Origin of the sequence: Burkholderia sp. LS-044, assembly GCF_004803625.1 — a bacterium.
In the GTDB taxonomy this organism is placed as follows: domain Bacteria; phylum Pseudomonadota; class Gammaproteobacteria; order Burkholderiales; family Burkholderiaceae; genus Burkholderia; species Burkholderia cepacia.
The window spans coordinates 83,613-95,466 of the sequence record NZ_SSWO01000003.1; the positions used below are offsets into that span (position 1 = coordinate 83,613).

Below are 11,854 nucleotides of genomic sequence, written 5' to 3' on the forward strand. Positions count from 1 at the left end.
GGATTATAATGCGCCCCCATGTCGAATGTTTCTAAAAGTCCCGCGCCGACGCGGGCCAATACGCCGTCGGCCCGGCACCCGGATGGTGCGGCCGACGCACGCGAGCAGCAGGGCCAGCCAGCGCGCCAGCAGCAGGAAAAGCCGGCGGGCAAACCGGCAGACGCGCCGCGCGGGCCGCGCGGTGACGAACGGCGCGGCGATGCGCGCCAGTCCGCCGCGAAGGGCGCACCCCAGGCAACGGGCGAGCGTTCCCCGCGCCGCGAGCGGCCGCCGCGCGCCGTCGTCGCGCCGAACCCCGTCCCGCCGATCACGTACCCCGAAAGCCTGCCCGTGTCGGGCAAGCGCGACGAAATCGCACGCGCGATCGCCGGTCATCAGGTTGTCATCGTCTGCGGCGAAACCGGCTCGGGCAAGACCACGCAGCTGCCGAAGATCTGTCTCGATCTCGGCCGCGGCCTCGGCGCCGGCGGCACGGGCCTGATCGGCCATACGCAGCCGCGGCGGCTCGCCGCGTCGTCGACCGGCCGGCGGATCGCCGAGGAACTCGGCACGCCGTTCGGCGAGGTGGTCGGCTACAAGGTGCGCTTCACCGACAATCTCGCGCCGGGCGCGTCCGTCAAGCTGATGACGGACGGGATCCTGCTCGCCGAGACGCAGACCGATCCGCTGCTGAAGGCGTACGACACGCTGATCATCGACGAGGCGCACGAGCGCAGCCTGAACATCGACTTCCTGCTCGGCTACCTGAAGGAAATCCTGCCGAGGCGGCCGGACCTGAAGCTGATCGTCACGTCCGCGACGATCGACGCCGACCGCTTCGCGCGCCATTTCGGCACCGACGAGCGTCCCGCGCCCGTGATCGAGGTGAGCGGGCGGCTGTATCCGGTCGAGATGCGCTACCGGCCGGTGGCCGAGGATCGCCCGGCCGTGAAAAATGCCGAAGGCACGGGCGGCCGCGATCGCGTGAAGACCGCGCGCGAAGCCGAGCGCGACCTGATGGATGCGATCGTCGACGCGGTCGACGAACTGTGCCGCGAAGGCCCCGGCGACGTGCTGGTGTTCCTGCCCGGCGAGCGCGAGATCCGCGAGGCGGCCGAGGCGCTGCGCAAGCATCATCCGCCGCACACCGAGATCCTGCCGCTGTTCGCGCGGCTCTCGGCAGCGGACCAGGACAAGGTGTTCAAGGCATCGAACGCGCGCCGCATCGTGCTCGCGACCAACGTGGCCGAAACCTCGCTGACGGTGCCGGGCATCCGCTACGTCGTCGATACCGGCCTCGCGCGCGTGAAGCGCTATTCGTACCGGAACAAGGTCGAGCAGCTGCAGGTCGAGTCGATCTCGCAGGCCGCCGCGAACCAGCGCGCGGGCCGCTGCGGCCGCGTGGCCGACGGCGTCTGCATCCGCTTGTACGAGGAAAGCGACTACCAGGCGCGGGCGCGCTTCACCGATCCGGAAATCCTGCGCTCGTCGCTCGCGTCGGTGATCCTGCGGATGAAGTCGCTGCACCTGACGGCGATCGAATCGTTCCCGTTCCTCGAGCCGCCGCCCGGCCGCGCGATCGCGGACGGCTACCAGCTGCTCAACGAGCTCGGCGCGGTCGACGACGACAACGCGCTGACGCCGCTCGGCCGCGAACTCGCGCGGCTGCCGCTCGACCCGCGCGTCGGCCGGATGATTCTCGCCGCGCGCGACCAGCAGTCGCTGCGCGAGGTGCTGATCATCGCGAGCGCGCTGTCCGTGCAGGACCCGCGCGACCGCCCGATCGAAGCGCAGGAGCAGGCCGACCAGGCGCACCGCCGGTTCGCCGACGAGCGTTCCGAGTTCCTGCAGTGGCTGAAGATCTGGGCGTGGTTCGAAGAGGCGGTCGCGCACAAGAAGTCGAACCGCCAGCTCGTCGACGCATGCCGGCAGAACTTCCTGTCGCACCTGCGGCTGCGCGAGTGGCGCGACGTCCATTCGCAGCTGCTGACCGTCGTGCGCGAGCACGGCTGGCGGCTCAACGAAGCCGAGGCGACGTACGAACAGGTCCATCTGGCCCTGCTGACGGGCCTGCTCGGCAACCTCGGCCTGAAGGCCGATGACGATCCGCACTATCTCGGCGCGCGCGGGATCAAGTTCTACCTGTGGCCGGGCTCCGTGCTCGCGAAGAAGGCCGGCCGCTGGGTGATGGCGGCCGAGCTCGTCGAGACGAGCCGGCTGTATGCGCGCTGCCTCGCGAAGATCGAGCCGGAGTGGGTCGAGAAGATCGGCGCGCACCTGCTGAAGAAATCGCTGTCGGAGCCGCACTGGGAGAAGCGCCCGGCGCAGGTCAGCGCGTTCGAGCGCGCGACGCTGTACGGGCTGCCGATCTACCACCGCCGGCGCGTCGCGTTCGGCAAGCAGGATCCGGCGCGGGCGCGCGAGCTGTTCATCCGCGGCGCGCTGGTCGAAGGCGAATTCGACACGAAGCTGCTGTTCTTCGCGCACAACCGCAAGCTGCTCGCCGACATCGAGCAGCTCGAGCACAAGTCGCGCCGGCAGGACGTGCTGGTCGACGACGAGCTGATCTACGCGTACTACGACCAGGCGATTCCGGCGGGCATCCACACGGGCGCCGCATTCGAGCGCTGGTATCGCGACGAGGTGAAGAAGGGCGGCCAGCCCGAGGACAAGCAGCGGCTGCTGTACCTGTCGCGCGACGACCTGATGCGCCACGAGGCGGCCGGCGTGACGACCGAGCTGTTCCCGAAGCGGGCGACGATGGCCGGCGTCGAGATGGCGCTCACGTATCACTTCGAGCCGGGCACGCCGCGCGACGGCGTGACGCTCGCGGTGCCGCTGTATGCGCTGAACCAGGTCGACGCGCGCCGCTGCGAGTGGCTCGTGCCGGGGATGCTGAAGGAAAAGGTGCAGTTGCTGCTGAAGTCGCTGCCGCAGAAGCTGCGCCGGCACTGCGTGCCGCTGCCCGAATACGCGGCCGGCTTCGTCGAGCGGATGGGCCGCGAGCGCTTCGGCGCGGGCGGCCTCGTCGAGGCGCTGATCGCCGACGTGCGCGGCGAGACGCAGGTCGCGATGAAAACGGCCGATTTCAAGCTCGAGACGCTGCCCGCGCACCTGTTCATGAACTTCAAGGTGATCGACGAGCACGGCCGCCAGCTCGCGATGGGGCGCAATCTCGCGCAGCTTCGCCAGGAGCTGGGCGCGCAGGCGCAGCAGCAGTTCCAGAAGATCGCGGCGGCGTCGACGATCGCGGCTGGCGGGGAGGGCGATGCGGGTCAGCCGGTCGGCCAGGTGCCGGCGGCGGCTGGTCCGGCCGGCGCACCCGGCCGCGGCCCGAAGCCCGCGAAGGGCGCGGCGCCGCAGACGTCCGCTCCGGCGGAAGCCGGCGCGACGGCGCTGTACGAGAACCTGACGACGTGGAATTTCGGCAAGCTCCCCGAGCTGCTGGAAATCCGCCGGCGCGGCCAGACGCTGTACGGCTACCCGGCGCTCGTCGATCGCGGCACGCATTGCGACGTCGAGGTGTTCGATTCGCCGGAGGAGGCCGCGCGCATCCACCGGGCCGGCCTGCGGCGGCTGTTCGCGCTGCAGCTGAAGGAGCCGATCAAGTTCCTCGAGAAGAACCTGCCGGGCCTGCGCGAGATGGCGATGCAGTACATGTCGCTCGGCACGCAGGACGAATTGCGCGACCAGCTGATCGACACGGCGCTCGACCGCGCGTGCCTGCAGGACCCGCTGCCCGACGACGACGCGAGCTTCCACGCGCGCCGTGACGAGGGCCGAAGCCGCCTGAACCTGCTCGCGCAGGAAATCGCGCGGCTGGTCGGGCAGGTCCTGGCCGAATACGCGGGGCTCGTGAAGAAGCTCGCGCAGGCGAAGCCGTTCGCGCAGGCGCATGCGGACCTGCAGCAGCAGCTCGCCGCGCTGGTCGGCAAGCGCTTCGTGATCGATACGCCCTACGCGCAACTCGCGCACTTCCCGCGCTACCTGAAGGGCATCGCGCTGCGGATCGACAAGCTGAAGGCCGATCCGGCGCGCGACGCGAAGCAGTCGGCCGACCTGCTGCCGCTCGCCCAGCAGTACCAGCGCGCGGTGTCGCAGCGCGGCGGCGTCGCCGATCCGCGGCTCGCGGAATTCCGCTGGCTGCTCGAGGAATTGCGGATTTCGCTGTTCGCGCAGGAACTGCGCACGCCGATGCCTGTCTCTGTCAAGCGTCTGCACAAGGTCTGGGAGTCGATGCAGCGCTAGCGCAACATCGGCTTCCCGGGCTCCGCGGCGGCGGCGGGCCCCGGCCGGCCGCGCGGCGCTTGCCGGGCCGCCCGGCCGGGCCGCCGCCGCGTGCGTCGAAGTGGCGCAATGCCGGCCCAGGTCAACCGGCCGGGCCGGTTGAACGTTTTACAATGACGGTTGTTCCACGACGTGAGTCTTCATGCGCACTTTCCTTTCCCTCGGCCGCACGCTCGCGCTGGCCGCCGCCGTGCTGGCGCCCGCCGCCCACGCGAATAACGTGATCATCCTCAATTCGGCCGAAGCGACGCTTTCCCTGATCGACCAGCAGACCCGTCAGGTCGTCGGCACGATGCCGACCGGCAAGGAACCGCACCATCTGATGGCAACGCCCGACAATTCGTCGCTGATCGTTGCAAATTCGGTCTCGAACAGCCTGATGTTCCTCGATCCGAAGACGGGCAAGCTGCAGCGCACCGTCGAAGGGATCGACGATCCTTACCAGCTCGGTTTCTCGCCCGACCGCAAGTGGTTCGCGGCCGCCGGCCTGCGCCTCGACCGCGTCGACATCTACGGCTACGACGGCCGCGACCTGAAGCTCGTGAAGCGCGTGCCGCTCGAAGTCATGCCGAGCCACCTCGCGTTCACGAAGGACAGCAAGACGCTGCTCGTGTCGCTGCAGGTGTCCGGCGAGATCGCGGCGATCGACCTGCCGACGCAGACGGTCAAGTGGAAGATGAAGGTCGGCAAGGTGCCGGCCGGCCTGTGGCTCACGCCGGACGACAAGTACCTGCTCGTCGGGATGACGGGCGCGGATTACGTCGCGGTGGTCGACTGGCGCAACCAGAAGGTCGTCAAGCAGATCTATACCGGCAAGGGCGCGCACAACTTCCGTTCGCTCGCCGACGGCACGCACGTCGCCGTGACGAACCGGGTCGCGAACACGATCAGCATCATCGACGAGAACACGCTCACCAACGTCGGTGACATCACCGGCCTGCTGCCGGGCCCGGACGACATGGAGCTGTCCGCCGACAAGAAGACGCTGTGGGTGACGTTCCGCTTCGCGAAGAAGGTCGGGATCATCGACCTGGCGTCGCGCAAGCTGGTGCAGACGATCGCCGTCGGCCGTTCGCCGCACGGGATCTACTTCTACGACCGCGCGCCGTGGCGCGCCGCGAACGGCGCGTGACGGGCGGGGGAGAACGATGCTGCACCTGATCGATGCGTTCGTATCGGACATCCAGACCTGGCTGTACGTCGACGTCGTGCAGCCGCTCCTCTTCAAGTTCAACCTGATGGACTACGACGAGGACACCTACGACGCGCTGTACTGGGTGATCGTCGGCGCGCTGCAGATGGTGCTGATGTTCGTGCTGCTGCGCCCGCTCGAGGCGCTGCGGCCCGTCGAGCGCTGGACGAACCGCCGTGCCGTGCGGGTCGACGTGATCTACACCGCGATCGCGAAGCTCGGCATCTATTCGCTGTTCTTCTTCTTCGCGCTGCAGCCGCTGTTCGACAACTTCCAGGCGTGGCTGCGCCTGCACGGGGTCGCGAACGTCAACCTCGACTACCTGTGGCCGGGCGTGACCTCGAAGCCGATCGTCGCGTTCGCGATCTATCTCGTCGTGCTCGATTTCGCCGGCTACTGGTATCACCGCTGGCAGCACAAGTTCGGCGTCTGGTGGGAGCTGCACGCCGTGCATCACAGCCAGCGCCAGATGTCGCTGTGGTGCGACGACCGCAACCACGTGCTCGACGACGTGATCCAGTCGTGCTTCTTCGCGGCGATCGCGCTCGTGATCGGCGTGACGCCGTCGCAGTTCGTCGTGCTGACCGCGTTCACCAACTTCATGCAGAGCATTCAGCACACGAATGCGCGCCTGTCGTTCGGCTGGCTCGGCGAGCGCCTGTTCGTGAGCCCGATCTTCCACCGGCGCCACCACGCGGTCGGCTACGGCCACGAAGGCACGAAGTACGGCTGCAACTTCGGCGTGCTGTTCCCGTGGTGGGACATGATGTTCGGCACCGCGTCGTGGAACCGCACGGTCGAGCCGACCGGCATCCGCGACCAGGTCGAGGGCGTGTCCTATGGCGAAGGCTTCTGGGCGCAGCACGGCCTCGCGTTCGTGCGGATCTTCCGGCGCCTGTTCCCCGCCAAGCGCGGCGCGGCGTCGGCCTGATCCGGCCATTCCCACGTTGAGCGGCTCTCCCACGCGGCCCGCATGTGCTTTGGCGCATGCGGGCCGCGTGGTTTATCCTTTCCCCGTTTTTCTCCGTCGATACAGGCTCGCATGAACGACTTGCTGCGTTCCTTCGTCCGGGCATTGGCGAGCGCACTGCATCCGCGCATGCTCTGGCTCACCCTGATGCCGTTTCTCGTCTCGGCCGTCCTGTGGGGCGTCGTGCTGTGGTTTTCGTGGCAGACGCTGCTGGACCTCGCACGCGGCGCGCTCGACGGCTTCGTGCTGACGGCCCTGCTGTACCGCGCGTTCGACGCGATCGGCATGTCGCAGCTGCATGCGGTCGTCGCGCCGTTCGTGGTCGTGTCGCTCGCGATTCCGCTGATCGTGCTGACCGTGCTGCTGCTGATCGCGACGATTTCGATGCCGGTCGTGATCAAGCACCTGTCGAACCGGCAGTTCGCGGCGCTCGAGCCGAAGCGGGGCGGCACCTTCTTCGGCAGCGTGTTCAATTCGCTGTGGGCGGCGCTGGCCGGCGTCGTCGTGCTGGTCGTCACGATCCCGCTGTGGCTGATTCCACCGTTTTTCGCGCTGCTGCCGCCCGTGATCTGGGGCTGGCTCACGTACCGCGTGATGACCTACGACGCGCTCGCGCTGCACGCGAGCCGCGACGAGCGCCGGGCGCTCGTGCGCCGGCACCGCTGGCCGCTGATCGGCATCGGCGTCGCGACCGGGCTGCTCGGCACCGTGCCGACCTTCGTGTGGGTATCGTCGGTCTGGATGATGGTGCTGTTCCCGTTCGTCGCGGCGGCCATGATCTGGGTTTACGCTTTCATCCTCGTCTTCTCGGCGCTGTGGTTCGGGCATTATTGCCTGCGTGCGCTGGAGGACCTGCGTGCGAGTTCGCGCGCCACCGCAATCGACATGGGGCAGGCATGAGCATCGGCATCATCATCATCGGCGACGAAATCCTTTCGGGCCGCCGGCAGGACAAGCATCTGGCGAAGGTCATCGAGCTGCTCGGCGCACGCGGCCTCGCGCTCGACTGGGCCGAATACGTCGGCGACGATCCGGCGCGCATCACGGCGACGCTCGCACGCGCGATCGCGTCGGGCGACATCGTGTTCTCGACGGGCGGGATCGGCGCGACGCCGGACGACCACACGCGCCAGTGCGCGGCCGCCGCGCTCGGCGTGACGCTCGAGCTGCACCCGGAAGCGAAGGTGCTGATTTCGGAGCGGATCCGCGAAACCCACACCGACCCGGCCACGCCGGTCGATTTCGATTCTCCGGAGAACCAGCACCGCTTCAACATGGGCGTGTTTCCGGTGGGCGCGACGATCATCCCGAACGGCTACAACCGGATTCCCGGTTTCTCGATCGGCGACCTGCACTTCGTGCCGGGTTTCCCGGTGATGGCGTGGCCGATGATCGAATGGGTGCTCGATACGAAGTACGCGCACCTGCATCACGCGACGCCACACGCGGAGCGTTCGCTGTACGTGTTCGAGCTGCCGGAATCGACGCTCACGCCGTTGATGGAGCGCATCGAGCGCGATTTCCCGGGCGTGCGCGTGTTCAGTCTGCCGAGCGTGGGCGATGCGGAGCGTGGCGGGATCTTCGCGCGCCGTCACATCGACCTCGGCGTGAAGGGCGAGCCGGAAGCGGTCGCGGCCGCGTACGTGAAGCTGCGCGAGGGCGTGCACCTGCTCGGCGGCGACGTCGTCGAAGCCGAGACGTCGCGCGCCTGAGCGGCGCGCCAGCCGGCCGCACAAAAACCACGGGCCGCGCAACGCGGCCCGTCATCGGCATGTCATCGCCCGGCTCGACGATGAGGCTGTCGTCACCGGCGGGCGCAGCGCGCCGTCAGGCGCCGATCCACGGCAGTTTCCGGAAGCACCAGCCGTCGACCGTCTTGCGGTGGCCTTCGGCGTCCTTCGCGCCCTCGAAGCCTTCGAGCAGGTCGAACGCCTTCGTGAAGCCGGCCTGCGTGGAGGCGACCGCGGCGAGCTTCGAGCGCGCGGCGCTGCGGCACAGGAACAGGATGGGGGTATCGGCCGGGAGGGCCGCCTTCAGTTCGTTGACGAATTCGGCGTTCGGCACGCCGCCCGGGTAGCGCGTCCATTCGAGGTGCAGGTACTGGCCGTCGCCGACGAGCGGGCGGCCGATCCAGTCGAGTTCGGCGCGAGTGCGCACGTCGACGAGGCGCGCCGACGGATCGAGCTGCAGCAGTTCGAAGGCTTCGGCCGGCAGCAGCGCCCCGGCGTAGTTGAGCGCGCCTTGGGCGCGGCGTTCGTCGGCCTTCGCGTAAAGCTGGTCGAGCGTACTCATGGCAGGGAGTCTCCGTATCGGTCAAACGAGCATTCTAGCGCGGCGTCGCGGCACGGATGGCCGCGTGCGGTGCGGTGCACGCGTGGCCCACGTGTTCACCAAAAAAGTGCAGAATGGCGCGCATGCACCAGAATGATTCCTTGGTTGCGGCGGGCTGCCGGAATTGCACCATTGCGGTGCTTTCGGCGAGCGACCGGTGCGGCGCAAGGCCCCGGAATCGCGCAGCCCGGCCCTGTCGTGGCGAGCCCCGGCGCGATTTGCGCCCGTCGTTCGCAAAGGTGGCACGGAAGCTGCTATATAGAATTCGGTCGAATCGGGGCGCGCTGCGCCAAAGCAAGACCCCGGTCAGCTCGATAAACGAGGCGGTTCCCAGTCCGCCGGAATTGTTCTAATCAGGAGAAGAGGTTATGAGTAAAACCGTCGCCGACGTCATGCAGCTCGTGAAGGACGAGGACGTCAAGTTTGTCGATTTCCGCTTCACGGATACGCGCGGCAAGGAGCAGCACGTGTCGGTGCCGGTTTCGGCGTTTGACGAAGACAAGTTCGAAAGCGGCCATGCATTCGACGGCTCGTCGATCGCCGGCTGGAAGGGCATCGAGGCGTCGGACATGCTGCTCATGCCGGACCCGAGCGCCGCTTTCGTCGACCCGTTCTATGAAGAGTCGACCCTCGTGCTGACCTGCGACGTGGTCGAGCCGGCCGACGGCAAGGGCTACGAGCGCGATCCGCGTTCGCTCGCGAAGCGCGGCGAAGCGTATCTGAAGAGCACGGGCATCGGCGACACGGCCTACTTCGGTCCGGAACCGGAATTCTTCATTTTCGACTCGGTCCAGTGGAACACGGACATGTCGGGCTGCTTCGTGAAGATCAACTCGGAAGAAGCGCCGTGGTCGGCAGGCAAGGAATTCGAAGGCGGCAACACGGGCCACCGTCCGGGCACGAAGGGCGGCTACTTCCCGGTCGCACCGGTCGACACGTTCCAGGACATGCGTTCGGAAATGTGCCTGCTGCTCGAACAGCTCGGCATTCCGGTCGAAGTGCACCACCACGAAGTGGCGGGCCAGGGCCAGAACGAAATCGGCACGAAGTTCTCGACGCTGGTTCAGCGCGCCGACTGGACGCAATGGTCGAAGTACATCATCCACAACGTCGCGCACTCGTACGGCAAGACGGCGACGTTCATGCCGAAGCCGGTCGTCGGCGACAACGGTTCGGGCATGCACGTTCACCAGTCGATCTGGAAGGACGGCCAGAACCTGTTCGCGGGCAACGGCTACGCCGGCCTGTCGGAACTGGCGCTGTTCTACATCGGCGGCATCATCAAGCACGCCCGTGCACTGAACGCGATCACGAACCCGACGACGAACTCGTACAAGCGTCTGGTCCCGCACTTCGAAGCACCGGTCAAGCTCGCGTACTCCGCACGCAACCGTTCGGCATCGATCCGCATTCCGCACGTGTCGAACCCGAAGGGCCGCCGTATCGAAACGCGCTTCCCGGATCCGATGGCGAACCCGTACCTGTGCTTCACGGCGCTGATGATGGCCGGCCTCGACGGGATCCAGAACAAGATCCATCCGGGCGAAGCAGCGGACAAGAACCTGTACGACCTGCCGCCGGAAGAGGATGCAAAGATCCCGACCGTCTGCGCGGGCCTCGACCAGGCACTCGAAGCGCTCGACAAGGATCGCGAGTTCCTGACGCGCGGCGGCGTGTTCACGGACGGCATGATCGACGCGTACCTCGCGCTGAAGGAGCAGGAGCTGGCGAAGTTCCGCATGACGACGCACCCGATCGAGTTCGAGATGTACTACTCGCTGTAATCGGCGATGGCGCTTCGATTCAGCGCCGTTTTGCCGGTTCGTTCCCGCCGCGCGGTTGGCGGCGGGGGCGGCGGAGTCTGAAAGGGGCGGCGTTCAGCCGTCCCTTTTTTGTTCCGGTGATTTTCCTTTTCTGGCCCGTTGAGGCGCGACAAGCACGCAGATGGTTCTGAAGAATCTGATCAAGGCGAAAACGGGGCAGCCCGAGCGACTGACGGACGACGAGCGGCTCGCACGCTCGGGCCTGCTGGCAGGGCTGGAAGCGCTGCCGACGGTTGTGCTCGTGCTCGACCGCAAGACGCTGCGGATCGCGTTCGCGAACCCCTCCGCGGAGGCGATGCTCGACATCTCGCGCCGGCAGCTCGCGCAGCGGCCGTGGGGCGAGATCTTTCCGAACGCGAACGAACTGGCGTCGACGATCACCGCGATCGGCGAGGAGCGCTTTCACGCGACGCACCTCGATACCGTGCTCGACCGGCCCGGCCGCGAACCGCTGCACGTGCATGCGATCGTCGGCTTCCTCGAGACCGCGCCCGATTTCGTGCTCGTCGAGCTGTTCGAGAACGAACGGCAGTCGCGCACCGATCGCGAGGAGCGCATCCACGACCTGACCGCGGTCAACAAGCAGCTGATCCGCAACCTCGCGCACGAGATCAAGAATCCGCTCGGCGGCATTCGCGGCGCAGCCCAGCTGCTCGAATTCGAACTCGGCGAGCGCGAGCGCGGCGAGTTGCGCGAATACACGCAGGTGATCATCAAGGAGTCCGACCGCCTGCAGACGCTCGTCGACCGGTTGCTGGAGCCGCACCGGCATCCGCACATCGTCGGCGACGTGAACATTCATGAAGTATGCGAACGCGTGCGCGCGGTGATGCTCGCGGAATTCCCGCGCGGGCTCACGATCGAGCGCGACTACGACGTGAGCGTGCCGGACCTGCGCGGCGACAAGGAGCAACTGATCCAGGCGCTGCTCAACATCGTGCGCAACGCGGCGCAGGCGCTGCGCGAACGGATCGCGCAGGGCGACGCGAAGATCGAGTTGCGCACGCGCATCGCGCGCAAGGTGACGATCGCGAAGCGCCTGTACCGGCTGGCACTGGACTTGCACGTGATCGACAACGGACCCGGCATCCCGGAAGACATCCGCGACCGGATCTTCTACCCGCTCGTGTCCGGGCGCGACGACGGCAGCGGCCTCGGCCTGACGCTCGCGCAGACGTTCGTGCAGCAGCACGACGGGACGATCGAGGTCGAAAGCCGGCCCGGACGTACCGAATTTCAGATCCTGCTGCCGCTCGATCATTGAGCGGCGGC

At 67.4% G+C, this 11,854-nt stretch carries 8 protein-coding genes; 7 read left to right on the forward strand and 1 reads right to left on the reverse strand.

The window, feature by feature from the left end:
- The first annotated feature begins 18 nt into the window (after positions 1 to 18).
- From hrpA to E9536_RS08790, 5 genes are all read left to right on the forward strand, one after another.
- Positions 19 to 4,227 (forward strand): ATP-dependent RNA helicase HrpA, encoded by a 4,209-nt coding sequence (hrpA, locus tag E9536_RS08770; protein ID WP_136469736.1) that lies wholly within the window; start codon positions 19 to 21, stop codon positions 4,225 to 4,227.
- A gap of 181 nt (positions 4,228 to 4,408) precedes the next feature.
- The gene (locus E9536_RS08775; RefSeq protein WP_027786950.1) at positions 4,409 to 5,398 is read left to right on the forward strand and encodes a beta-propeller fold lactonase family protein; all 990 of its coding nucleotides are present in this window, start codon (positions 4,409 to 4,411) and stop codon (positions 5,396 to 5,398) included.
- Between the two features lie 16 nt (positions 5,399 to 5,414).
- A complete protein-coding gene (locus E9536_RS08780) occupies positions 5,415 to 6,389 on the forward strand; it encodes a sterol desaturase family protein (protein ID WP_021157648.1) in 975 nt (324 codons plus the stop codon).
- Positions 6,390 to 6,500: 111 nt separating this feature from the next.
- Positions 6,501 to 7,328: an EI24 domain-containing protein gene (locus tag E9536_RS08785; protein ID WP_021157649.1), complete on the forward strand. Its 828-nt coding sequence runs from the start codon at positions 6,501 to 6,503 to the stop codon at positions 7,326 to 7,328.
- A complete protein-coding gene (locus E9536_RS08790; protein WP_060373151.1) occupies positions 7,325 to 8,140 on the forward strand; it encodes a molybdopterin-binding protein in 816 nt (271 codons plus the stop codon). Before E9536_RS08785 ends, E9536_RS08790 begins: the two co-directional genes overlap by 4 nt.
- Before the next feature lie 115 nt (positions 8,141 to 8,255).
- Here E9536_RS08790 and E9536_RS08795 read toward each other — a convergent pair whose 3' ends face one another.
- The gene (locus tag E9536_RS08795; RefSeq protein ID WP_027786952.1) at positions 8,256 to 8,720 is read right to left on the reverse strand and encodes a rhodanese-like domain-containing protein; all 465 of its coding nucleotides are present in this window, start codon (positions 8,718 to 8,720) and stop codon (positions 8,256 to 8,258) included.
- Between the two features lie 407 nt (positions 8,721 to 9,127).
- Between E9536_RS08795 and glnA the strand changes: the two genes are divergently transcribed.
- Together glnA and glnL are read left to right on the forward strand one after the other, a co-directional pair.
- Entirely contained in the window at positions 9,128 to 10,543 is a 1,416-nt protein-coding gene (gene glnA / locus E9536_RS08800; protein ID WP_017331833.1) for a type I glutamate--ammonia ligase, read from the forward strand.
- 160 nt (positions 10,544 to 10,703) lie between these two features.
- Complete coding sequence (gene glnL / locus E9536_RS08805; protein WP_021157653.1) at positions 10,704 to 11,846, forward strand: nitrogen regulation protein NR(II); 1,143 nt, start codon at positions 10,704 to 10,706, stop codon at positions 11,844 to 11,846.
- Positions 11,847 to 11,854 lie beyond the last annotated feature (8 nt).